Raw genomic sequence first — 24,057 nt, forward strand, 5'->3', positions numbered from 1 at the left:
CAGTGCGGGGCTTTTTGCATCTGCAGAGTCGGCGAAACCCATTGGGTTCGCCGTTCTAGCCGACAGGTTTCAGGCGCGGTCACGCTCCAGTAGTGGCTTGAGGTAGTGTCCGGTGTGGGACTGTTTCATCCCGGCCACTTCTTCAGGCGTACCGAAGGCGATGATCTGGCCGCCTTTGGAGCCTCCCTCGGGGCCCAGGTCGACGATCCAGTCGGCGGTCTTGATCACGTCCAGGTTGTGCTCGATGACCACCACAGTGTTGCCGTGGTCGCGCAGGCGGTGCAGGACGTCAAGCAACTGCTGGATATCGGCGAAATGCAGGCCCGTGGTCGGCTCATCGAGGATATACAGAGTTTTGCCGGTATCGCGCTTGGATAGCTCACGGGAAAGCTTTACCCGCTGCGCTTCGCCGCCGGAGAGCGTCGTTGCCGATTGCCCCAGCTTGATATAAGACAGACCGACATCCATCAAGGTCTGTAGTTTGCGCGCCAGGGCCGGCACCGCGTCGAAGAACTCGCGGGCTTCCTCGATGGTCATTTCCAACACTTCGTGGATGTTCTTGCCCTTGTACTTGATCTCCAGGGTTTCGCGGTTGTAGCGCTTACTCTTGCACACGTCGCAGGGTACGTAGATATCCGGCAAGAAGTGCATTTCAACCTTGATCAGCCCGTCGCCCTGGCAGGCCTCGCAGCGTCCACCTTTGACGTTGAACGAGAAGCGGCCAGGGCCATAGCCACGGGAACGGGACTCTGGCACCCCAGAGAACAGTTCGCGGATGGGGGTGAACAGACCTGTGTAGGTTGCTGGGTTCGAGCGCGGAGTGCGACCGATCGGGCTTTGATCGATATCCACCACCTTGTCCAGGTGCTGCAAGCCATCACAACTGTCGTGTGGCGCCGCCTCCAGGGTGCTGGCGCCGTTGAGAGCGGTGGCACTGAGGGGGAACAAAGTGTTGTTGATCAGGGTCGACTTGCCCGATCCGGATACCCCGGTCACGCAGGTCAGCAGGCCGATCGGGATCTCCAGGTCGACATTCTGCAGATTGTTGCCGCGTGCGCCTTTGAGTTTGAGCGAAAGCTTCTTGTTGCGCGGAGTACGTTTGGCCGGTACGGCGATCTTCACGCGCCCCGACAGGTACTTGCCCGTCAGTGAGTCCGGATGGGCCATGACCTCGGCGGGAGTACCCTCAGCGACAATCTGGCCGCCATGCACGCCAGCACCGGGGCCGATGTCCACCACGTAGTCGGCAAGGCGAATAGCATCTTCGTCGTGCTCTACGACGATGACTGTGTTGCCGATATCGCGCAGGTGATTGAGGGTCGCCAGCAAGCGGTCATTGTCACGCTGATGCAGGCCGATAGACGGCTCATCGAGAATATACATCACCCCTACCAGGCCGGCACCGATCTGGCTGGCCAGGCGGATACGCTGGGCTTCGCCACCCGACAACGTGTCGGCGCTGCGGTCCAGGGTCAGGTAGTCGAGGCCGACATTGACCAGAAACTGCAGACGTTCACAAATTTCCTTGAGAATCTTGTCGGCGATTTCGCCACGGCGGCCCGTCAGCTTGAGACCACCAAAGTAAGTGCTGGCATCACCAATTGGCAGGTTGGTTACGGCAGGCAGCGTTTTCTCGCCGACCCACACATGACGTGCTTCACGGCGCAAGCGCGTGCCGCGGCAGTCCGGGCATGGTTGGGTGCTGAGAAATTTGGCCAGCTCTTCGCGTACGGTTGCCGATTCGGTCTCGCGATAGCGACGCTCCAGATTCGGCACAATGCCTTCGAACGGGTGCGAGCGTTTAACGATGTCGCCCCGATCGTTCAAGTACTTGAAGTCGACGTTTTGCTTGCCGCTGCCGTGCAGAATGACTTTCTGTTGGTCGGCAGGCAGCTCGCCGAAGGGCACTTCGAGGCTGAAGTCGTAATGTGTGGCCAACGAGCCGAGCATCTGGAAGTAATAGACGTTGCGCCGGTCCCAGCCGCGAATTGCCCCTTCGGCGAGGGTCAGTTCGCTATTGACCAAGCGTTTTATGTCAAAGAACTGTTTAACGCCCAGCCCGTCACACGTCGGACATGCGCCGGCTGGATTGTTGAAAGAAAACAGCTTGGGTTCCAGCTCGCTGATGGCGTGGCCGCAGATCGGGCAAGCAAAGCGAGCCGAGAAAATCATCTCTTCGAATGGCTCGTCGTCCATCGAAGCAACCAGAGCGATGCCATCGGCCAGTTTCAGCGCGGTCTCGAAGGATTCGGCCAGGCGCTGCTGAAGATCGTCGCGAACCTTGAAGCGATCGACCACGACTTCGATGGTGTGCTTTTTCTGTTTATCCAGCTTCGGCAGTTCATCGAGCTCGAACAATTTGCCATTGACCCGGGCGCGCACGAAGCCCTGGGCGCGTAGCTCTTCGAAGACAGCCAGGTGCTCGCCTTTACGCTCACGAATCACCGGGGCCAGCAGCATCAGCTTGCTGCCCTCGGGCTGCGCCAGCACCAGGTCGACCATCTGACTGACCGTTTGTGCTTCCAGGGGAATATCGTGGTCCGGGCAGCGCGGCGTACCTACGCGGGCGTAGAGCAAACGCAGGTAATCGTAGATTTCGGTAATGGTGCCGACGGTCGACCGCGGGTTGTGCGAGGTTGATTTCTGCTCGATGGAGATGGCCGGAGACAGGCCTTCGATAGTGTCTACATCAGGCTTTTCCATCATCGACAGGAACTGACGTGCATACGCCGACAACGATTCTACGTAGCGGCGCTGGCCTTCGGCGTAAAGAGTATCGAACGCTAGCGAAGACTTGCCGGAACCGGACAGGCCGGTGATAACGATCAGCTTGTCCCGGGGCAGGGTCAGGTCGATGTTTTTCAGGTTGTGGGTCCGTGCCCCACGAATCAGGATCTTGTCCACTGCGGCCTCGCTTGGCGGGCGTAACATAAACGGTTGAGTATACGGCTCCATGCCATTACGCGGCAAAGCGTCACGTATATGCCGTTAAGCGATGGGACTGGTAGAATCGCCGCCGGTTCACACGAGGTTTATCCATGCACGATCCCCACAGCGAACGCATGAGTGCTAGCGAAACCCGCGCCGCAGGCGGCCTGGCTCTGGTGTTCGCCTTCCGTATGCTTGGCATGTTCATGGTTCTGCCGGTACTGGCGACCTATGGCATGGACCTGGCGGGCGCCACACCGGCGCTGATCGGTCTGGCCATTGGTGCCTATGGCCTGACCCAGGCTTTTCTGCAAATACCGTTCGGGATCATCTCCGATCGCATTGGTCGTCGTCCGGTGATTTACCTGGGCTTGGTGATCTTTGCCCTGGGCAGCGTGCTCGCAGCGCAGGCTGATTCGATCTGGGGCGTGATTGCTGGCCGTATCCTGCAAGGTGCCGGAGCGATTTCCGCGGCGGTGATGGCGCTGTTGTCAGACCTGACCCGTGAGCAGCATCGCACCAAGGCCATGGCCATGATTGGCATGAGCATTGGTTTGTCGTTCGCCGTGGCCATGGTCGTTGGCCCGTTGCTGACGCGTGCTTTTGGTTTGTCCGGGCTTTTCCTCGCCACTGCGGTCATGGCGGTAATCGGTATCGCTCTGATTGCTTTCCTCGTGCCGGCGTCCCACGGTGCTTTGCAGCATCGTGAGTCAGGCGTCGCCAAGCAGGCCCTGGGCCCGACCTTGCGTCACCCGGACCTGTTGCGCCTCGATGTGGGTATTTTCGTCCTGCATGCAATCCTCATGGCCAGCTTCGTTGCTTTGCCGCTGGCTTTCGTCGAGCGTGGCGGGTTGCCGAAGGAAGAGCACTGGTGGGTGTATCTCACTGCTTTGCTGATCTCATTTTTTGCAATGATCCCGTTCATCATCTACGGCGAAAAAAAGCGCAAGATGAAACGTGTCCTGCTTGGCGCGGTCGGTGTTTTGGTGCTTACCGAGCTGTACTTCTGGCTGTCAGCAGACAACTTGCGCGAACTGGTGATCGGCACCGTGATATTCTTTACTGCCTTCAACCTGCTGGAGGCATCCTTGCCTTCGCTGGTGAGCAAGGTATCGCCCGCCGGCGGCAAGGGCACGGCAATGGGGGTTTATTCCACCAGCCAATTCCTTGGTGCCGCGTTGGGAGGAATTCTCGGTGGCTGGTTGTTCCAGCACGGTGGCTTGAGTACGGTGTTCCTGGGCTGCGCAGTCTTGTGTGCAGTGTGGTGGATCGTTGCGCTGAGCATGCGTGAGCCGCCGTACGTGACCAGCCTGCGCATGCCGTTGTCGGCCGAGGCGGTCCGCGAGGCGGGACTGACCGAAAGGCTGTTGGCCGTACCGGGTGTGACCGACGCAGTGGTGGTGGTCGATGAAGCCGCCATCTATATCAAACTTGATACACAAATTTTGGATCGCACGACCCTGGAGCGTTTGGTAAACCCGACCTCCGCAGCGTGCGAAGCCTAGGAGAACGTTATGGCCCGTGGGGTTAACAAAGTCATTCTGGTCGGTACTTGCGGTCAGGATCCAGAAGTCCGCTACCTGCCCAACGGTAATGCCGTGACCAACCTGAGCCTGGCGACCAGTGAGCAGTGGACCGACAAGCAGACCGGTCAGAAGGTAGAGAAAACCGAATGGCACCGCGTGTCGATGTTCGGCAAGGTCGCGGAAATCGCCGGCGAGTACCTGCGCAAAGGTTCGCAGGTCTACATCGAAGGCAAGCTGCAGACCCGCGAGTGGGAAAAAGACGGCATCAAGCGCTACACCACTGAAATCGTTGTCGACATGCAGGGCACCATGCAACTGCTGGGCGGTCGCCCACAGAATCAGGACGGTGGCAACCAGTACAACCAGGGTGGCAATCAAGGCGGCAACCAGGGCGGTAACTACAACCAGGCGCCACGCCAGCAGGCTCAGCGCCCTCAGCAGTCGGCTCCCCAGCAGCGTCCAGCGCCGCAACAGGCCGCGCCGCAGCCCGCTCCGGACTTCGACAGCTTTGATGACGATATTCCGTTCTGATTCGTAGCGCAGAACGCTGTATCTTCAAAACGCCCGACGCAATGCGCCGGGCGTTTTTTTATGCCTGATCAGATATGGCTATGTGCCGGTAGTCCGCTTTCATCGTACATCCTGAAATCTTGACTACAGTATCAACTGGTGACTGCTGCAAAAGTCGCCACCGTGATCGTTCAAGAGGCGCCGGCAACGTCCCGCGCGTCCACCACCTGATCAGGAGCGCACGATGGATCTCAACCGTCGGCAGTTCTTCAAGGTCGCCGCGATTGGCCTTGGAGGCTCGAGCTTGGCTGCGTTGGGCATGGCCCCGACACCGGCTTTCGCCGAGCAGGTGCGTCACTTCAAACTGGCGCATACCAAAGAAGCCCGTAACACCTGTCCCTATTGTTCAGTCGGCTGTGGTTTGATCATGTACAGCCAGGGGGACGCGGCCAAGAACGTGGCCCAGAACATCATCCACATCGAAGGCGACGCTGATCATCCGGTGAATCGCGGCACGTTGTGCCCGAAAGGTGCCGGCCTGCTGGACTTTATCCACAGCCCCAATCGCCTGCAGTATCCACAAGTGCGCAAGCCGGGCAGCCAGGAATGGACCCGGGTGTCGTGGGATGAGGCGCTGGATCGCATCGCTGACCTGATGAAAACAGATCGTGATGCCAACTTCATTGAGAAGAACGCCCAAGGCCAGACCGTCAACCGCTGGTTGAGCGTAGGCTTTTTGGCCGCGTCGGCGTCGTCCAACGAAGCGGGCTACATGACCCACAAAGTTATTCGCAGTCTTGGCATGCTGGGGTTCGATAACCAGGCACGTGTCTGACATGGCCCGACGGTGGCAAGTCTTGCCCCGACGTACGGCCGTGGAGCCATGACCAACCACTGGACTGATATCGCCAACGCGAATCTGGTTCTGGTGATGGGTGGCAACGCTGCAGAAGCCCATCCATGTGGCTTCAAATGGGTAACCGAGGCCAAGGCCCATAACAAGGCACGGCTGATTGTGGTCGACCCGCGTTTTACCCGAACCGCTTCGGTAGCGGACTATTACGCGCCTATCCGTACCGGTACCGATATTGCCTTCATGGGCGGGCTGATCAATTACCTGCTGACAGAGGACAAGATTCAGCACGAGTACGTGCGTAACTACACCGACGTGTCGTTTATCGTCAAAGCCGGCTATGGCTTTGAAGATGGCCTGTTCAGTGGCTATGACGCGGACAAGCGCAGCTACACCGACAAGTCCGGTTGGGGCTATGAGCTGGGTGAGGATGGTTTTGCCAAGGTTGACCCGACCCTGCAGGACCCGCGCTGCGTGTTCCAGTTGATGAAGCAGCATTACAGCCGCTACACACCGGAGCTGGCCAGTCAGATCTGCGGCATGCCGCTTGAGAACATGCGCAAGGTCTGGGAGGAGATCGCCACCTGCTCGCAACCGGGCAAGACCATGACGATCCTCTATGCCCTGGGCTGGACCCAGCACTCGATTGGCTCGCAGATTATTCGCAGTGCCGCCATGGTGCAGTTGTTGCTGGGTAACGTCGGTATGCCAGGTGGTGGTGTTAACGCCTTGCGCGGTCACTCCAACATTCAAGGGCTGACGGACCTGGGGCTGCTTTCCAACCTGCTGCCGGGTTATCTGACCCTGCCAGGGGATGCCGAGCAGGACTACGCCACCTTTATTGCCAAACGTGCACCCAAGCCTCTGCGACCTGGGCAGTTGTCCTATTGGCAGAACTACGGCAAGTTCCATGTCAGCCTGATGAAAGCCTGGTATGGCGCCAACGCCACGGCCGAGAACAACTGGGCCTATGACTACCTGCCCAAGCTGGATATCCCAGGCTACGACGTGTTGAAGATGTTCGACATGATGGCCAAGGAAGAGGTCAACGGTTACTTCTGCCAGGGCTTCAACCCGATTGCTGCCTTGCCTGACAAAAACCGCGTCACCGCCGCACTGAGCAAGCTCAAATGGCTGGTAGTGATGGACCCTTTGGCGACCGAAACCTCAGAGTTCTGGCGCAATGCCGGGCCGTTCAACGATGTCGATTCAGCGAATGTGCAAACGGAAGTAATCCGTTTGCCCACCACCTGCTTCGCCGAAGAAGACGGCTCGTTGGTCAACAGTAGCCGCTGGCTGCAATGGCACTGGAAGGGCGCTGAAGGCCCAGGCCAGGCGCGTACCGACGTGTGGATCATGAGCGCGCTGTTCCTGCGTCTGCGCGAGCGATACCAGCGCGAGGGCGGCGCCTGGGCCGAGTCGATCCTGAAGCTCAGTTGGCCGTACAAGGTGCCTCACGAACCATCACCGGAAGAGATCGCCAAGGAGTTCAATGGCTATGCCGTCACAGACGTGACCGATGCCACGGGGGCGACGGTCAAGGCAGGGCAACAGTTAGCCGCTTTCGCCCAGCTCAAGGACGATGGCAGTACCGCTTCCGGTTGCTGGATTTTCTGTGGCAGTTGGACTGAGCAGGGCAATCAGATGGCCCGGCGCGATAATGCCGATCCGTTCGGTATGAAGCAGAACCTGGGTTGGGCCTGGGCCTGGCCTGCCAACCGGCGGATTCTCTACAACCGCGCCTCGGCTGACGTGCAAGGTAATCCCTGGTCGCCAAACAAGCGTCTGGTGTGGTGGAACGGCAAGGCGTGGGGTGGTACCGACGTGCCGGACTTCAAGGCAGATGTTGCACCGGAAATGGGGATGAATCCGTTCATCATGAACCCTGAAGGAGTGGCGCGATTCTTCGCCCTCGACAAGATGGCCGAAGGGCCATTCCCGGAGCATTACGAACCGTTCGAGACGCCGATTGGGGTCAATCCGTTGCACCCCAACAACAAAAAGGCCACCAGTAACCCGGCCGGTCGGGTGTTCGATTCTGTATGGGACACGTTGGGGCAGGCCAAGGAATTCCCATATGCCGCCACTACCTACCGACTGACTGAGCACTTCCACTTCTGGACCAAGCACTGCCCGATCAACGCGGTGACTCAGCCGGAGCAGTTCGTCGAGATCGGTGAGGTCCTGGCCAAAGAGAAGGGCATCGCCGCTGGAGACCGGGTGCGCGTCACCTGCAAGCGTGGCCACATTGAGGCTGTGGCCGTGGTGACCAAGCGCATTCGTCCGCTACAGGTCAACAACCAGACCGTGCATCAGATCGGCATTCCGTTGCACTGGGGCTTTACCGGGGTCACCCGGCACGGCTACCTGACCAACACCCTGGTGCCGTTCCTCGGTGACGGCAACACCCAAACGCCGGAATCGAAGTCGTTCCTGGTCAACGTGGAGAAAATCTGATGGCTAGCCAAGACATCATCGCCCGTTCGGCCACCACCACAACGCCTTCGTCAATCCGCCACCAAGAGGAAGTGGCCAAGCTCATCGATACCACCAAGTGTATCGGCTGCAAGGCCTGCCAAGTGGCATGCTCGGAGTGGAACGAGCTGCGTGACGAGGTGGGTCACAGCTACGGTACTTACGATAACCCCCATGACCTCAGCGCACAGACCTGGACCTTGATGCGCTTCACCGAGCATGAAAACACCGAGGGCAATCTGGAATGGCTCATCCGCAAGGATGGCTGTATGCACTGCGCCGATCCGGGTTGCTTGAAGGCGTGTCCGAGCCCGGGCGCGATCATTAAGCACGCCAATGGCATCGTCGATTTCAATCAGGATCATTGCATCGGCTGCGGCTATTGCATTACGGGTTGCCCATTCAACATCCCACGTATTTCGCAGAAGGACCACAAGGCCTACAAGTGCACGCTGTGTTCGGACCGAGTGTCGGTAGGTCTGGAACCGGCCTGCGTGAAAACCTGTCCGACCGGGGCGATTGTGTTCGGCACCAAGGAGGACATGAAAGAGCATGCCGCCGAGCGCATCGTCGACCTCAAGTCACGGGGCTTCGACCAGGCCGGTTTGTATGACCCCGATGGCGTCGGCGGTACCCACGTGATGTATGTACTGCACCACGCCGATCAACCGAAGCTGTATGCGGGTCTGCCGGATCAGCCGGTGATTAGCTCGCTAGTCGGACTGTGGAAGGGCGTGAGCAAACCGCTGGCGCTACTGGCAATGGGCGCTGCGGTGCTGGCCGGCTTTTTCCATTATGTGCGTATCGGCCCGCAACGCGTCGAGGAGGACGAGCATCCGACTGCGCCGGACACCAGCGTGCACGTCGTCGACCCGACAGTGCATGTGTACGACCCGCACAAACCGGGTGCGCAAGGGGAGGAACGGCCATGAAAGACAAACCCATCCTGCGCTACAACGCCAACGAGCGAACCAACCATTGGCTGGTGGCGATCTTGTTCATCATGGCTGCGCTATCGGGGCTGGCGCTGTTTCACCCGGCGCTGTTCTGGCTTAGTCATTTGTTCGGAGGCGGGCCGTGGACACGCATCTTGCATCCGTTCATGGGTGTATTGATGTTTGTGTTCTTCCTCGGCCTGGTGCTGCGCTTCTGGCGGGCCAACTACTTCATTGCCAATGACCGCCTGTGGCTCAGGCGTATTGACCGGGTAATGCTAAACGAGGAGGAGGGTGTTCCACCGATAGGCAAGTACAACCCCGGGCAGAAGCTGTTGTTCTGGACCTTGCTGTTATGCATGTTGGTGCTACTGATCAGTGGCGTGGTGATCTGGCGAGCCTGGTTCAGCCAGTACTTTGACATTGGCGCAATTCGCCTGGCCACCTTGTTGCACGCATTGGCGGCCTTTGTGCTGGTGTTGAGCATCATTGTGCATATCTATGCCGGGATCTGGATCAAGGGCTCGGTCAGTGCCATGTTGCATGGTTGGGTGAGCCGCGCCTGGGCGAAAAAGCACCATGAACTATGGTATCGGGAAGTGACGCGCGAGGATCCGCCGGACTCGCAGATCAGTAAAAAAGGATGACCACTTGAGCACCATTCTTGAACCTGGGCAGATTGAAGCGGCGGCCACCACGCCGCCGTTCCTCTACCTGCCACCTGCCAACATCTTCGCCTTGCGAGCGGCCCGCCTGGATGCGCTCGCCGAGGGGAATCCGTTAGGTGATTACCTGCGCCTGATCGCTGGGTTATGCCGAACCCAGCAAAGCCTGCTCGATCAACCGCTCGTGGCCGCGCCAGCCGAGACAGAGCGCCAGCGCTTGTGTGTGGAGCATGGATTGCCACCGCTGGCTGCCGACAGTCTGGTGCGCGAGGGGCATTGGCTGGCTTATCTCGATGCCTTGCTACAGCGTTATCAAAGCCCTGGCAGCGCCGAGCTCAGCGCCGCGCTAAGTACCTTGAGTACATCCAGTGCCGAGCAGCGCAAGCTGTGGGGTATCGCCCTGCTGACAGGTCAGTTCAGTGCGGTACCGGCAGCGCTGGTGCCGTTTCTTGGCGCAGCGTTGCAGGCTGCCTGGAGCCATTGGTTGCTGAATTTGCCGAGCAACGGACTCAAAGGTGGCGACAGCCTTTGCCAATGTCCTGCCTGCGGATCGCCGCCGATGGCGGGCGTGATTCGTCATCGCGGCAAGTACAACGGTCTGCGCTATCTGGTGTGTTCGCTCTGCGCATGTGAGTGGCATGTGGTGCGGGTCAAGTGTATCTACTGCGAGCAGAGCAAGGGGTTGACCTACTTCACCCTTGAAGATGATCGCCATGCGCCGGGCAAGGAGCCGCTACGTGCGGAATGCTGTCCGGGGTGCAAGAGTTATCTGAAGCAGGTCTATCTGGAGTGCGCGCCTGAGGCTGAAGCATTGTCGGCAGATCTGGCAAGTCTGGCCCTGGATCTGCGTCTGGATCAGGAGGGGTACCAGCGGCTGGCGCCGAACCTGATGCTGGCCCCGGGAGGCGAGTGAGCCGAGCGTCTACACTCAGGTTTTGCGTCGCCGCCAGCGCGGGGTAAGCCTGCTCCTTCATTTCAGGAGCAGGCATGTTCCGCGCTGTGGCCCACACTGCCGAAGGTAACCTCTTCAATGCCCTCGAATCTTGCCCAGCTCCCCAATCGCCTGCCTTCCATCGACACCTTGCTTCGTCATCCTGCCTGCCAAGCCTTGATCGACCGATATGGCCGTGATGCTGTATTGGCCACCTTGCGCCAGTTGCTCGATGATCTGCGCGAGCCGGCCCGGCTCGGTCATCTTGAAGCCGTAGAGATGGCTCCAGCAGTGCTTGCCGGCCGCGCTGGTGAACGGCTGGTGGCCCAGCACCAAAGCCAGGTACGGCGGGTGTTCAACCTCACTGGCACGGTGTTGCATACCAACCTGGGGCGGGCGCTGTTGCCCGAAGAAGCAGTCGAGGCTGTGCAACGCGCTGCGCGCTATCCGCTGAACCTTGAGTTTGATCTGGCTACCGGCAAGCGCGGCGACCGCGATGACCTGATTGAAGGCCTTATTCGTGAGTTGACGGGAGCCGAGGCGGTCACGGTGGTCAATAACAATGCCGCTGCGGTGTTGCTGGCGCTTAACAGCCTGGGCGCGCGCAAGGAAGGCATTATTTCCCGGGGTGAACTGATCGAGATTGGCGGGGCCTTTCGTATCCCGGACATCATGGCCAGAGCTGGGGTCAAGTTGCATGAGGTGGGCACCACCAATCGTACCCATGCTCGCGATTATGAGGCGGCTATTGGTCCGCGCAGTGGACTCATGATGCGGGTGCATTGCAGCAACTACAGCATCCAGGGCTTCACCACCCAGGTGCCCACCGCAGAGCTCGCACAACTGGCGCATAAACATGATCTGCCGCTGCTCGAAGACCTGGGCAGTGGCAGCCTGCTCGACCTGACCCGTTGGGGGCTGCCTGCAGAACCGACCGTGCGCCAGGCATTGGCCGATGGGGCGGACATTGTCACGTTCAGTGGCGACAAGCTGCTTGGCGGTCCGCAGGCCGGGATTATCGTTGGAAGCAAGGCGCTGATTTCCAGGATCAAGAAAAACCCACTGAAGCGAGCGCTCAGGGTCGACAAGCTGACACTCGCCGCGCTGGAAGCGGTTTTAGGGCTGTACCGTAACCCGGACCTGCTGGCCGAGCGTTTGCCCAGCCTGCGCTTACTGACCCGTGCGCAGACTGAAATCCTTGCCCAGGCCGAACGCCTTGCACCACAGCTCAGAACGGTCATGGGCGATCGCTGGGAGGTTGCCGCGGTGCCTGCATTGAGCATGATTGGCAGCGGCAGTCAGCCGGTCGCCCGTTTGCCCAGCGCCGCTTTGTGCTTGCGTCCGCGGTTATCCAAGCGCTTGCGCGGGCGCAGTTTGCTCGGTTTGGAGGAGGCCCTGCGCAAGCTGCCGATTCCTGTGCTCGGGCGTATTGATGATGACGCCCTGTGGCTGGACTTGCGCCAATTGGATGATGAGGCCGGTTGGCTGGCGCAACTGCCCGAGCTGCAACGGATGGAGACGGTGAGGTGATTGTCGGGACGGCGGGGCACATTGATCATGGCAAGACCTCGTTGCTTGAAGCGCTTACCGGACAAGCGGGAGACCAGCGCCGCGAAGAACGTGAACGGGGCATGACCATCGACCTGGGTTATCGCTACGCGAGCCTGGAACCGGGAGCACCGTTGACGGGGTTCATCGATGTGCCCGGCCACGAGCGGTTTATCCACAACATGCTGGCCGGGGCGCAAGGCATCGATCTGGTGTTGCTGGTGGTGGCCGCTGATGATGGGGTCATGCCCCAGACTCGCGAGCACCTGGCCATTGTGCAATTGCTGGGTATTCCCCAGGCGTTGGTGGCGATCAGCAAGTGCGACCGGGTAGAGGCGAGCAGGGTTCGCGAAGTGCAAGCGCAGATTAAGGTGCTACTGGCAGCCGGGCCCTATGCTGGCGCCGCACAGTATCCGCTATCGAGCGTGAGCGGTGACGGGGTCGATGCGTTGCGCCACGCCTTGATCGAGGCTCAAGGAGAAATTCGCGAACGTGGCCGCCGCGGTGGTTTTCGACTGGCCATCGACCGTGCATTCGCAGTGCCAGGCGCAGGTATCGTCGTCACCGGCACGGCGCTCGATGGCCAGGTTCAATTGGGTGATACCTTGGCGCTGGGCAAGCTCGGAAAGGCTGTGCGGGTACGCGGGTTACACGCGCAGAACCAGGCGGTGGCCGAGGCGTGGGCGGGTCAACGGGTGGCCTTGAATATCAGCGCCGAGCGTCTGGAGCTGGCGCAGATTCATCGTGGTGACTGGCTGCTCGCCGAGTGGCTACATGGGCCAACGCAACGGGTCGATATCGAACTGCAGTTGCTTGCCAGTGAAATACGCAGTTTCACTCATTTCAGCCCGGTTCATGTGCACCTGGGTACCCAGGATGTCAGCGCTCGAGTCGCTTTGCTGCAGGGCGAACAACTGCTTCCCGGCGCACGCATGTTCGCCCAGTTGCAACTCAACGCGCCGTTGCAGGCGGTACACGGCGACTGTCTGGTGCTGCGTGATCACAGTGCGCAGCGCACCCTCGGTGGTGGACGGGTACTGGACCCTTACGCCCCAGCCCGGCAGCGTCGTAGCGGGACACGCCTGGCACAGTTGCAGGCATTGGCCAGTGCCTCCAGCCTGGAGCAAGCCTTGCCCGCGTTGTTGGCCAACGACGAAGTCGGCCTCGACCCACAACGTTTGGAGCGTCAGTTCAACTGCTTGCGCAGTAGCTGGACGTTACCCTCAAATGTGCAGGTGATCGCGACGCGCCAGGGGCCGCTGATGTTCACCGCGCTACGATGGCAGGCCTTGAAAAAGACAGTGTTGGCTCAGTTGGCGCTTTTTCATGAACAAGAGCCTGACCAACTTGGCCCTGACCGTGACCGCCTGCGTCGTTTCGCAGCGCTGGCGCTGGAACGCCCGGCCTTTATCAGTCTGCTCGACGAGTTGTTGGCCAGCGCAGCGATCATCGGCAGCGGTCCATGGTTACATTTACCTGAACATCAGATTCGCCTGAGCGAAGCCGATGACGCACTGTGGCACCAGTTGCAGCCGTTGCTGGCACAAGGGCAATTCGACCCGCCCTGGGTGCGTGACCTGGCAAGGGTGGTGGGGCAAGAGGAGGCGCAGGTTCGTTTGTTACTGCGCAAGCTGGCGCGTTTGGGGCAAGTGCATCAGGTCGTGCGGGATCTGTTCTATCCTGAGGGCACAATCCGACAAATGGCAGCTATGCTCTTGCAGCTGGCCAGTGACGATCCAGTGGTGCAGGTAACCGCCTTTCGGGATGTATTGGGTATTGGCCGCAAGCGCAGTATTCAGGTGCTGGAGTATTTTGATCGAATAGGCCTGACCAGGCGCATGGGTGACCGGCGTCAGGTGCGTGCCGACAATGCCCTGGCACAATCGCCCGGGCACTGATTTCAAGGAAGGCAATCGCGCCCGGTGGCGCGGCCGGGCTTCAAACCCGGTTGGGGACGGCAGCCGTTCCCGGGCAGGTTCGACTCCCGCTGCCTTCCGCCATTTCGCCTATGCGCGCTCGCCGCACAGGTCCAGGGCAAACCAATGCTGCGCTGTCTCGGCATCCAGCCCCGCCCCCAGGAGTGCAAACAGTTTGCCCAGCGCTGCTTCACGGGTCATGCCGCCTGCAGACACCAGCCCGGCATCGCGCAGTCGACTGCCTGCGGCGTAGGTATCGAACACCACGCTGCCTTGCGGGCATTGGCTGATGGCGACGATCAACACACCGCGTCGACGTGCATCAGCCAGAACGTCGAGCAAGGCTTCATCGTCGGATGGCCCGGTTCCGCTGCCGTAGCACTCCAGTAGCAAGCCTTTGACACCGCTGTCGATCAGCGCGCGCACATGCGCCGCCTGCAGCCCCGGAAAAACCGGGAGTACAGCCAGATTCACTGCAATACGAGGCTGACAATAGGTGAGCACCGCCGGTATTCGTTCTGCTTGGGGGCCGCTGCGATGCCGCGGGAATGCGACAAAGGCGTCGAACGCTTCGCTGCGCAATTTGCTGGCGCGAGCGCCGTGCAACAACTGCCCTGCAAAAAACAGGTGCACGCCGTTCTCGACGCCTTTTTCGAATAAGTTCAAGGCCCCGCACAGGTTGCCCCAGGCATCGCTGCCTGGGGCTCCAGCGGGCAGCATCGAGCCGGTCAGAACCACCGGCACCTGCAGCCCAAGCAACAGAAACGACAACGCCGCTGCGCTATAGGCGAGGGTGTCGGTGCCATGCAAGACCAGGACGCCATCGTGGCCATCCTGTTTCACTGCACGGGCAATCGTTTCGCACATCGATAACCAGTTGGCCTGCTGCATGTTCGCGCTGTCGAGCAAAGGCGACAGCTCGCGCAAGGTCCAGCCGATCGTGGGCGACTGGGGGTGAGCGGCCAGGTAGTCGCGCATGCGCGCCTCGAAGCCACCGGCGGGCGCCAGGCCGTTCGGTGTCTCGAGCATGCCAATGGTGCCTCCGGTATAAAGGACTAGCAGGTTGTTAACGGCGCGCATTTCAGTGCTGCGGCTGCGCAACGGCAGCGATGACTTCATCCTTGATCGCTGGCGTCGCTGGCCATGCTTGCAGGTCAAGGTCCAGGTCACTGAACTTTGACGCATCGAACACCGGCTGCTTGATCCCCGCTTTGCGCTGCTCATCGTAATCGCGCATCACCCGCAGACCGACCTTGAACAACAGCGCCAGGGCGATCAGGTTGACGAAGGCAAGACAAGTCATGGTGATGTCGGCGAAGGCAAATACTGTGGACAGGTTCTGCACCGAGCCCCAGACAATCAGCGCCAGCACCAGGCCGCGGTAAGCCAGCAGGACCAGACGGTTGCGGGTCAAAAACTGCAGGCTGGTTTCACCCAGGTAGTAGTTGTAGAGGATGCAGGTGAACACGAACAGCGACAGCGCCACACTGACGAACAGACGGCCCCAGTCACCGACAACAGCAGCCAGGGAGTTCTGGGTCAGGACGATGCCATCGCCTTCGAAACCTGGGGTGTAGAAGCCAGAGAGCAGAATCAACAGCGCGGTGCAGGTGCAGATAACGAAAGTATCGAGGAACACACTGAACGCCTGGACCACGCCCTGCGCGCCAGGGTGACGCACGGCTGCCACGGCGGCGACGTTGGGCGCACTGCCCAGGCCCGCTTCGTTGGCAAACACGCCACGCTTCACGCCCATCACAATCGCACTGCCGAGCAAGCCGCCGAAGGCTGGATCAAGACCGAAAGCGCTTTTGAAGATGGTTTCCAGCATCGCTGGCACGTGTTCGATCTGGCTGCCGATCACGTACAAGGTGACACCGATGTAAGCCAAGGTCTTGACCGGCACCAGCAGGTCGGAAACCGCGGCGATACGCTTGATGCCGCCAATGAACACGATGGCCAGCAACACTGCCAGAGCGATACCGGTGCGCTCAGGGGCAAAACCGAAAGCGTTCTGCAGCGAGTGAGTCACGGTATAGGACTGCAGGCCGTTGAAGGCGAAGCCATAGGTCACCAGCAGCAGGAGCGAAAACACCACTGCCATGGTCTTGAGCTTCAGGCCGTGCTGGATGTAGTAAGCCGGACCGCCGCGATACAGACCGTCGCCATCACTACGTTTGTAGACCTGGGCCAGGGTACATTCAAAGAAGCTGCTGGACATGCCGACCAGCGCCGTCACCCACATCCAGAACACGGCGCCAGGGCCTCCGAGGGTCACGGCAATACCCACACCTGCAATGTTACCGGCACCGACGCGGCCGGCCAGGCTCAACATCAGCGCCTGGAACGAGCTCAGTTGCCCAGCCTGGCCATGCAAGGACTCCTTGAACACGCTGAACATGTGGGCGAAATGGCGAAACTGAACGAACCGGGAGCGGATGGTGAAATAACTGCCCAGTCCGACGATGAGTACGATAAGGAGTTTCCCCGAGAGGAAATCATTGAGCGCTTCGAGCATGGAGTAACCCTCGATTCTTATTCTTTGCGTGAAAGACAACCGACGCGACGCCGATGAGCCGCATCCTTGGCGCGCATGGTTGGCCAAGATAAATATGGTTACAATTTCGCTGGTTGCTCTAAATTGATGCGACTTGATGCTAAACTGGCATCTAGCGCATCACCTGGAATGGCTCGAATGAGCGAAAATCTCGGCATCAACCTGAAACTGGCCTGCAGTCACTACCGCTCTATCTCGGAGGTTTGCCGTCAGCTTTCGATCAACAGGGCGCAGTTCAACAAGTACCTGAGCGGCCAAAGCCAGCCGACGCCCTTCAACCTCAAGCGCATCGGTGATTTCTTCGGTGTGGAGGGTTACGAGCTGGGCCTGCCACCTGAGCAGTTCGCGCGCTTGATTGGGGTGCGCAATCCAGCCACCGTCACCGCAACCCAGGAAGACCCGCTGAGCGAACTGTTGCGGCCGTTGCGCGAGCAAAGTGGCAATCTGTCGCGCTATTGCGGTTACTACTTCGAATACTCCAATTGCATGTCGGTGCCAGGCTCGATCCTGCTGTCGCTGGTACATTTGCGTGAGGAGCGAGGCACGTTCCTGTTCGAGCGCCAGGAGCGTCAGGAGCGCTCCAGCAGCACCGATGTGCAGGCCGAAGACTGGGTGCGTTGTCGTTATCTGGGCGCGGCATTCCAGTTGCAGGACCGCCTGTTTCTCATGGATTACGAGTCGCTGACCGTAAACGAGATGAGCCAGACCATCCTGATTCCCAGCTTCAAAAGTCGCATCACGCGCCTGAACGGCTTGAAGACTGGTGTTTCCAGCGGCGATCGGCGAACCCCGGCCTGTACCCGGGTCGTCTGGGAATTTCTCGGTACGCAGATCAACCGCATCAACGCGTATCGCCAGGTGAAGCTGTACCGTCCTGACGATCCGCGTATCGATGATGATGTGCGTGAGCGCCTCAGTGTCGGGCCGATCAGCAATGGCCTGTTCGAGATCGAGTGATCATGCGGCGCCGATGAACTCGGCGATTGTCTGAGCCACCTGATCCGCGACCATCGGTGTGCTGCGTAAATGTGCGGCAATCCCGTGATCGCAGTTCGACAGTAACAGGCATTCCAGATGCGGTGGAGGCACTGACTTGAGCAACGTGCGGGTAACTTCTTCCGGTATAGGGCTGTAGCGTTGAGCGCCGGCCAGCCACTGGGTTCCTGCCGAAGTACCGGCGCCTTGTCCGAATGTTTGAGAGTTCAGTCCGTCGAATTCACCCATCACCAGCAGCACCCGTCCCTGGAAACGGCGTAGAAACTCGAAGCTGTCGCAATCGAGAAAACCGTAGGGCTTGCTAATGGCCGCCTTGAATGCAGGGCCGAAAGGGGCGTCATGCGCACTGTCCGGATAGACGGCTGGGCAGATCAGCACCAGTTTATCCACAGCGGCTTGCTGTGCTGCCAGCTTCAAGGCGATCGAGGCCCCGAGGCTGTGACCAATGATGGTCTGGCAGCGCGCAGCGATATGACGATGGAAACGCAGCGCTTCTTCACGGTTGGTAAGCAACGAAGGTTTGCCCGCCCCCGGCTCGCTGGCAACGCTGTGACCGGACAGATTGGCGGTCAGCGAGCCGATACCCATTGCCTGTAACCGATACAGCAAAGGGTTGAGCCGGGTGAAATCCGATTGTGCGCCACCGACGACGAATAGCGGCGGGGCCCGCTCGACCTCGGGCAGCAACAGTCGAGCCTGTTGCTGATAGTGATCGAAGTGTTCGGTGATGAAGTGTTCCGCGCCGGGGCTGGGCTCATTGAATTGCCAGGTAGAGCGTTGTTTCGAAGCTGCTTCAAGTTCCATGGACACCGCCTTGAGAAGCGAAGAATGCGCGTATCTGGCCGATTATATGCCGTTTGCCGATTCGTGTCGGCGACAACACAATGCCTGGAAATCGGCACGTAAACGCTGTGTAACCTAGGCTGGCGTTGGACTTCCCTTGCCGGAGAACGCAAAATGTGTCCTTTATCTCAATCACTTTGCTCGGATCTGCTGACTCTATGCGAATGCGCCTGATGCTGTTGGGTGGTGGAAATGCCCTCGGGCAAGCGCTGATTCGACTCGGGGCCGAGGAAGATATCGGCTTTCTGGCACCGCGTCCGCCAGAGAACGGCTGGGACCCGGCCAGCTTGACCCAGTTGCTGGATGACACCCGCCCCGACGCGTTGGTGAATCTGGCTTATTACTTTGACTGGTTTCAGGCTGAGTCGGTCAGCGAAAAGCGCTTGGCTCAGCAAGAGCGTTCGGTGGAGCGCCTGGCGGAACTGTGCCAGCACCACAACATAATTCTGATCCAGCCTTCGAGCTACCGGGTTTTCGATGGCTCGCGCGCCACAGCCTACAGCGAAAAAGATGAACCGCTGCCTTTGGGCCTGCGTGGCCAGGCGTTGTGGCGAATCGAGCAAAGCGTGCGCTCCACCTGCCCGCAGCACGTGTTGTTGCGCTTTGGCTGGTTGCTCGACGAAAGTATCGACGGCGTGCTCGGGCGCTTTTTGACCCGCGCCGAACAGCCTCAGGAGTTGCAGTTGGCCGATGACCGTCGAGGCAATCCAACGCCGGTGGACGATGCCGCGCGGGTCATTCTCTCGGTGCTCAAGCAACTCGATTGCGCGGCGCCGTTGTGGGGCACGTACCATTACGCCGGCAACGAAGCGACCACACCGCTGGTGCTGGGCCAGGCTATCCTCTCCGAGGCGGCGCAACTGCACAAACTGGCCGTTACCGCGCCTACCGCGCAGGCCCATGCAGCACGTCCGGATGCCAGCGATGAGCCGCAACACGCAGTGCTGGCCTGCAAGAAAATCCTGCATACCTTCGGTATCAAGCCTCGAGCCTGGCGCTCGGGTTTGCCGCCTTTACTGGATCGATTCTATCGAAATGGCTGATTCTCCAATTCTGATCACCGGTGGCGCGGGTTTCATCGGTTCTCACCTGAGTGATGCATTGCTGGAGCAAGGCTACGCGGTGCGCATCCTCGACGACTTGTCGACTGGCAAACCTGGCAACCTGCAAATGGACAACCCCAAGCTTGAGCTGATCGAAGGCGATGTTGCCGACGGCGAGCTGGTCAAGCGGGCGGCACTGGGATGTCAGGCAGTGGTTCACCTGGCGGCCGTTGCCTCGGTGCAAGCCTCGGTGGATGACCCGGTTAAAACCCATCAAAGCAATTTCATCGGCACGTTGAATGTATGCGAGGCCATGCGCCTCAATGGCATCAAACGGGTGCTATTTGCCTCGAGCGCGGCTGTCTACGGTAACAATGGCGAAGGTCTGGCTATCGAAGAGGACGCACCCAAGGCACCGCTTACGCCTTATGCGGTAGATAAACTGGCCAGCGAGCAATACCTGGATTTCTATCGTCGCCAGCATGGTCTGGAACCGGTGGTGTTCCGCTTCTTCAACATTTTCGGACCACGCCAGGACCCTTCCTCGCCGTATTCGGGAGTGATCAGTATTTTCTGCGAGCGGGCGCTCAGCGGGCAGCCGATCACACTGTTCGGGGACGGCGAGCAGACCCGGGATTTCCTCTACGTCGGCGATCTGGTCAACGTAATGGTTCAGGCCCTGGAGCAGGCGCAGGTCGAGGACGGGGCGGTCAACATCGGTTTGAACCAGGCCACCTCGCTTAACCAGTTGCTGGCGGCGCTGAAATCGGTGGTGGGCGATCTGCCAAGCATCACTTATGGGCCGGCCCGTTCTGGCGATATCCGCCATTCGCGTGCGAACAACCAGCGTTTGCTGGCTCGCTTCAACTTTCCAGAGCCGACATCGATTGCCCAAGGGTTGGCACGACTGTTGGGGCGCTAGAGCCGGAATGCATCGCGGGGCAAGGCCGCTTCCACAAGACCAGGAGATCTTTGTGAAAGCGGCCTTGCCCCGCGATGTGTATCAAACGCTAAATCAGAACTTGTAACCTACACCTACCATGTAGACCCATGGATCGACATCTACGTCGACCTTGGTCTTGCCGACGCCCAGGGCGCTCGGACCGTCGATGGTTGCCTTGGTGTCGATGTCCACGTACCAGACCGCGGCGTTGACCAGGAAGTGCTCGTTGATCATGTAGTCCATGCCCAACTGACCCGCCAGACCGACCGAGTCTTTCAGCTTCAGGTTGCTGAAGCCTTGAGCCTTGCGGTTGCTGCTCAGGTCTTCGTCAAAGAACATGGTGTAGTTCAGACCGATACCCGCGTAAGGCTGGAACTTGGAAGAAGGTTCCATCGGGTAGTACTGCAGCGACAAGGTCGGTGGCAGTTGTTTGATGTCGCCCAGCTTGCCATCCAGGCCTGCGCCCAGACCTTTTACACCTACGGTGTGTTGAAACGGAGTGGCCGCCAGCAGTTCCAAGCCGATGTGGTCGGTCAGCATGTAGGCGAAGGCCAGGCCCAGTTGGGTGTCGCTATCCAGCGTCGCTTTGGTGCCAGAGACCTTGGTGCCGTCGAGCTTGATGTCACCGCTGTTTTCGTTGGGAGCAGTGGTGATTGCGCCGGCACGCAAAATGAAGTCACCCGCCTGGTGGGCGTGAGCAACAGGGGCTGCGAGCGCCAAGGTAATGAGCGAGGCGCTGAGCAAGGTCTTGTTCATGGAAGCTCCCAAAGGACGTTTAGAATTAAGTACGACCAATGGTAAAGAGCCGCGGGACTGGCAATTTGACCCAGCTCAATGAAAGCGTAGAAGCCGAAGTTGCTGGGTGATCATTGCAGTTCGTATGCGTAGATCTTTTCTGCCTCCATTTGATAACCGGCATCGGCTAACTCACTGCTGGTGTTTTTTACCTGCATGCGGCCTTCGATCCAGTAAGGCTGATAGAGGTCTTCGATCCTTACGCCCATTTCACTGACGATGTGCACGATCTGATTTGAGGGTGGTGGCGGAACATGGATGCAGGCGCCGTAGTAAGGCACCAATAGAAACTCGGTGGTCCGACCTTCCTCGCTGACCTCCAGCGGCACGATATAGCCTGGCAACTTCACGAACTGGCCATCGAGCGCCTTGACCACCGGGGCGTTTGGCGCTTGCTGAAGGGCGGCGGGCGCTGACTCGGCGGCCAGCGCATCACTCAACTGCGACAGGTCGTGAAGTGGCGCCATTTGCGGCTGGATGATCGGTGCACCCGCTGGAATCAGTTGCGGCCATTCCAGGGTGCGAGGTTCATCGGCCCACAGCGGAGTCGTTACCAGCAGCAGTATCGAAAGCAGAACGCGTGACATCAAGACTCTCACAGGTGAATGGACAGGCCATCGGCCAGCGACTGCCGATAGGCTCGCCAGGCTGGGACGCTGCCCATCAGTAAAGCGGCGCCGAGGATCAGCGCCAGCAGGTTCCATTCATGCGCACTTGGCCAGGCCAATGGCAGAAACAGTCCGTAGTTGGCTTGAACGTAGCCCTGGGCCAGAGCGATACCGAGATACAGCAAGCCCAGCCCCGCGGCAATGCCAACCACTGCCAATGCCATCGCTTCAAGCACCAGCAGGCCCGCAATATGCCAAGGGCGAGCGCCAACCGAGCGCAGAATGGCCATCTCCCGGCGACGTTCGTTGAGGCTGGTAAGGATGGCGGTGAGCATGCCGATCAGCCCGGTCAGTACCACAAACAATGACACCACGAACAAAGCCTGCTCGGCGGTGCCCATCAGGCTCCAGAGCTCTTGCAGGGCCACACCCGGCAAAACCGCCAGCAGTGGCTCGTTGCGGTATTCATTGATTTCACGCTGCAGGCTGAAGGTAGAAATCTTGTTGTTCAGACCGAGCATGACTGCGGTTATCGCAGCGGGCGTCAGGTCCATGTTGCGCGCCTGGTCGGCGCTGATGCGGCCAGCGCCACGGGCGGGTACGCCGTTGTGCCAGTCGATGTGCATCGCCTCCATGCCGCCGAGGCTGATGTGCAGCGTGCGGTCTACCGGGGTGCCGGTACGTTTGAGTACGCCAACGACGGTGAAGGGTTTGTCGTCATGCTTGACCAGACTGATGGCGGCTACACCGTGAGCCAGCACCAACTTGTCACCCAGCGAATAGTGCAGGGCCTGCGCCACCTCGGCGCCCAGAACCACCTCGAACGGGTCGCTGGCGAAGGCGCGACCCTGAGCCAGTTGCAGGTGCTGCTTGCGGCCGTATTGATAATGTTCGAAGTAGCTGTCGGTGGTGCCCATCACACGGTAACCGCGATGAGAGTCACCGAGCGAAATTGGAATCGCCCATTTCACGCGTTTATCGCTGGCGTAGTGCTCGTAGCTGTCCCAGCGAATATTGTTGGTGGCATTGCCGATGCGAAACACTGAATACAGCAGCAGGTTCACCGACCCGGAACGAGCACCGACAATCAGGTCGGTGCCACTGATGGTGCTGGCGAAACTGGCCCGGGCTTCGGTGCGCACGCGCTCCACCGCCAGCAGCAGGCACACCGACAAGGCGATCGCAAACGCGGTGAGAAAAGCGGTGAAGCGTCGATTGGCGAGGCTCGCCAGGGCAAGACGAAGCAGGTACATCAGACCTCCAGGTCGGTGGCTGGCTGAGCTGCGCGGTTGAGGTCGGCCAGTGAGACCTGACGATCAAACAGGGTTGCCAGGCTCTGGTCATGACTGACGAACAGCAAGCTGGAGCCTGCATCGTGGCATTCGGCAAACAGCAAGCGGATGAACGCTTCGCGGGTATCAGCGTCGAGCGCCGAGGTCGGTTCGTCGGCGATTACCAGTTCCGGTTGGCCGATCAAGGCGCGGGCGGCCGCAACCCGTTGTTGTTGGCCGATGGACAGGCTGTCTGCGCGCCGCGCGAGCAAGGCCGGATCCTTCAGGCCCAGGTGCGCAAGCAGGCTGGCAGCGGCCTGATCGACACTGCCATGACGCGACGCCGCACGTTGTGCGCGGTTGCGTGAAAAACGGCAAGGCAATTCGACGTTCTCGCGCACCGAAAGAAATGGCAGCAGGTTGAATTGCTGGAAAATGTAGCCGGTGTGATCGACTCGAAAGCGGTCGCGTGCGGCCATACTCAGCTCGCTCAAGTCCTGGCCGAGCAGACGAACGCTGCCACGGCCAGGTTGCTGTACACCGCCAAGCAGACCGAGCAGGGTGGTTTTGCCACTGCCGCTGGGGCCTTTGAGAAACAAGGATTCACCCGCCTCAAGGCGCAAGCTAGGGATATCCAGCAGGGGGGCTTGGCCCGGCCAGGCAAAGCCCAGGTCGGTCAGTTCAATCAATGCCTGGCTCATAGCAAAGGGGCTT

The 24,057-nt window shown here is 59.8% G+C and carries 19 protein-coding genes and 1 tRNA gene; 12 read left to right on the forward strand and 8 right to left on the reverse strand.

The window, feature by feature from the left end; translation table 11 throughout:
- Positions 1-69: 69 nt before the first annotated feature.
- Positions 70-2,904 carry an excinuclease ABC subunit UvrA gene (gene uvrA / locus D3Z90_RS02575; RefSeq protein ID WP_136474263.1) on the reverse strand — a complete coding sequence of 945 codons (2,835 nt, stop codon included), beginning with the start codon at positions 2,902-2,904 and terminating at the stop codon, positions 70-72.
- 134 nt (positions 2,905-3,038) lie between these two features.
- Here uvrA and D3Z90_RS02580 point away from each other — a divergent pair, with 134 nt between their 5' ends.
- The 9 genes from D3Z90_RS02580 to D3Z90_RS02620 all read left to right on the forward strand — a co-directional run bounded on the left by D3Z90_RS02580 (position 3,039) and on the right by D3Z90_RS02620 (position 14,371).
- The gene (locus D3Z90_RS02580; RefSeq protein ID WP_136474264.1) at positions 3,039-4,433 is read left to right on the forward strand and encodes an MFS transporter; all 1,395 of its coding nucleotides are present in this window, start codon (positions 3,039-3,041) and stop codon (positions 4,431-4,433) included.
- Positions 4,434-4,442: 9 nt separating this feature from the next.
- Positions 4,443-4,985 (forward strand): single-stranded DNA-binding protein, encoded by a 543-nt coding sequence (locus D3Z90_RS02585; protein ID WP_136474265.1) that lies wholly within the window; start codon positions 4,443-4,445, stop codon positions 4,983-4,985.
- Between the two features lie 223 nt (positions 4,986-5,208).
- Positions 5,209-8,274, forward strand: a complete 3,066-nt coding sequence (gene fdnG / locus D3Z90_RS02590) for a formate dehydrogenase-N subunit alpha (RefSeq protein ID WP_136474266.1) — start codon at positions 5,209-5,211, stop codon at positions 8,272-8,274.
- Complete coding sequence (gene fdxH / locus D3Z90_RS02595) at positions 8,274-9,224, forward strand: formate dehydrogenase subunit beta (protein WP_136474267.1); 951 nt, start codon at positions 8,274-8,276, stop codon at positions 9,222-9,224. Before fdnG ends, fdxH begins: the two co-directional genes overlap by 1 nt.
- Entirely contained in the window at positions 9,221-9,874 is a 654-nt protein-coding gene (locus D3Z90_RS02600) for a formate dehydrogenase subunit gamma (RefSeq protein WP_136474268.1), read from the forward strand. Before fdxH ends, D3Z90_RS02600 begins: the two co-directional genes overlap by 4 nt.
- A gap of 4 nt (positions 9,875-9,878) precedes the next feature.
- The gene (gene fdhE / locus D3Z90_RS02605) at positions 9,879-10,805 is read left to right on the forward strand and encodes a formate dehydrogenase accessory protein FdhE (RefSeq protein WP_136474269.1); all 927 of its coding nucleotides are present in this window, start codon (positions 9,879-9,881) and stop codon (positions 10,803-10,805) included.
- Between the two features lie 117 nt (positions 10,806-10,922).
- Positions 10,923-12,353 carry an L-seryl-tRNA(Sec) selenium transferase gene (gene selA / locus D3Z90_RS02610; RefSeq protein ID WP_136474270.1) on the forward strand — a complete coding sequence of 477 codons (1,431 nt, stop codon included), beginning with the start codon at positions 10,923-10,925 and terminating at the stop codon, positions 12,351-12,353.
- Positions 12,350-14,269 carry a selenocysteine-specific translation elongation factor gene (gene selB / locus D3Z90_RS02615; protein WP_136474271.1) on the forward strand — a complete coding sequence of 640 codons (1,920 nt, stop codon included), beginning with the start codon at positions 12,350-12,352 and terminating at the stop codon, positions 14,267-14,269. The genes selA and selB overlap by 4 nt, the downstream gene beginning before the upstream one ends.
- Positions 14,270-14,275: 6 nt before the next feature.
- Positions 14,276-14,371, forward strand: a tRNA-Sec gene (locus D3Z90_RS02620).
- A 6-nt stretch (positions 14,372-14,377) separates the two neighbouring features.
- Here the strand turns inward: D3Z90_RS02620 and D3Z90_RS02625 are convergent.
- Together D3Z90_RS02625 and D3Z90_RS02630 are read right to left on the reverse strand one after the other, a co-directional pair.
- Complete coding sequence (locus D3Z90_RS02625) at positions 14,378-15,367, reverse strand: asparaginase (RefSeq protein WP_136478861.1); 990 nt, start codon at positions 15,365-15,367, stop codon at positions 14,378-14,380.
- 1 nt (position 15,368) lies between these two features.
- The gene (locus D3Z90_RS02630; protein ID WP_136474272.1) at positions 15,369-16,805 is read right to left on the reverse strand and encodes a sodium:alanine symporter family protein; all 1,437 of its coding nucleotides are present in this window, start codon (positions 16,803-16,805) and stop codon (positions 15,369-15,371) included.
- Positions 16,806-16,982: 177 nt separating this feature from the next.
- Between D3Z90_RS02630 and D3Z90_RS02635 the strand changes: the two genes are divergently transcribed.
- Positions 16,983-17,801 carry a helix-turn-helix transcriptional regulator gene (locus D3Z90_RS02635; RefSeq protein ID WP_136474273.1) on the forward strand — a complete coding sequence of 273 codons (819 nt, stop codon included), beginning with the start codon at positions 16,983-16,985 and terminating at the stop codon, positions 17,799-17,801.
- Here D3Z90_RS02635 and D3Z90_RS02640 read toward each other — a convergent pair whose 3' ends face one another.
- Positions 17,802-18,644: an alpha/beta hydrolase gene (locus D3Z90_RS02640; RefSeq protein WP_136474274.1), complete on the reverse strand. Its 843-nt coding sequence runs from the start codon at positions 18,642-18,644 to the stop codon at positions 17,802-17,804.
- 197 nt (positions 18,645-18,841) lie between these two features.
- Here D3Z90_RS02640 and D3Z90_RS02645 point away from each other — a divergent pair, with 197 nt between their 5' ends.
- Both D3Z90_RS02645 and D3Z90_RS02650 read left to right on the forward strand, forming a co-directional pair.
- Positions 18,842-19,726, forward strand: a complete 885-nt coding sequence (locus D3Z90_RS02645) for a sugar nucleotide-binding protein (protein ID WP_136474275.1) — start codon at positions 18,842-18,844, stop codon at positions 19,724-19,726.
- Entirely contained in the window at positions 19,719-20,648 is a 930-nt protein-coding gene (locus D3Z90_RS02650) for an NAD-dependent epimerase/dehydratase family protein (protein ID WP_136474276.1), read from the forward strand. The genes D3Z90_RS02645 and D3Z90_RS02650 overlap by 8 nt, the downstream gene beginning before the upstream one ends.
- Before the next feature lie 93 nt (positions 20,649-20,741).
- Here D3Z90_RS02650 and D3Z90_RS02655 read toward each other — a convergent pair whose 3' ends face one another.
- The 4 genes from D3Z90_RS02655 to D3Z90_RS02670 form a co-directional block, all read right to left on the reverse strand.
- A complete protein-coding gene (locus D3Z90_RS02655) occupies positions 20,742-21,425 on the reverse strand; it encodes an OmpW family protein (RefSeq protein WP_136474277.1) in 684 nt (227 codons plus the stop codon).
- A gap of 110 nt (positions 21,426-21,535) precedes the next feature.
- The gene (locus D3Z90_RS02660) at positions 21,536-22,051 is read right to left on the reverse strand and encodes a DUF3299 domain-containing protein (protein WP_136474278.1); all 516 of its coding nucleotides are present in this window, start codon (positions 22,049-22,051) and stop codon (positions 21,536-21,538) included.
- An 8-nt stretch (positions 22,052-22,059) separates the two neighbouring features.
- Positions 22,060-23,325 (reverse strand): ABC transporter permease, encoded by a 1,266-nt coding sequence (locus tag D3Z90_RS02665; RefSeq protein WP_136474279.1) that lies wholly within the window; start codon positions 23,323-23,325, stop codon positions 22,060-22,062.
- Positions 23,325-24,044 carry an ABC transporter ATP-binding protein gene (locus tag D3Z90_RS02670; protein WP_136474280.1) on the reverse strand — a complete coding sequence of 240 codons (720 nt, stop codon included), beginning with the start codon at positions 24,042-24,044 and terminating at the stop codon, positions 23,325-23,327. The genes D3Z90_RS02665 and D3Z90_RS02670 overlap by 1 nt, the downstream gene beginning before the upstream one ends.
- Between the last annotated feature and the right edge of the window lie 13 nt (positions 24,045-24,057).

Source organism: Pseudomonas sp. DG56-2 (assembly GCF_004803755.1).
GTDB classification, from domain to species: Bacteria; Pseudomonadota; Gammaproteobacteria; order Pseudomonadales; family Pseudomonadaceae; genus Aquipseudomonas; species Aquipseudomonas auratipiscis.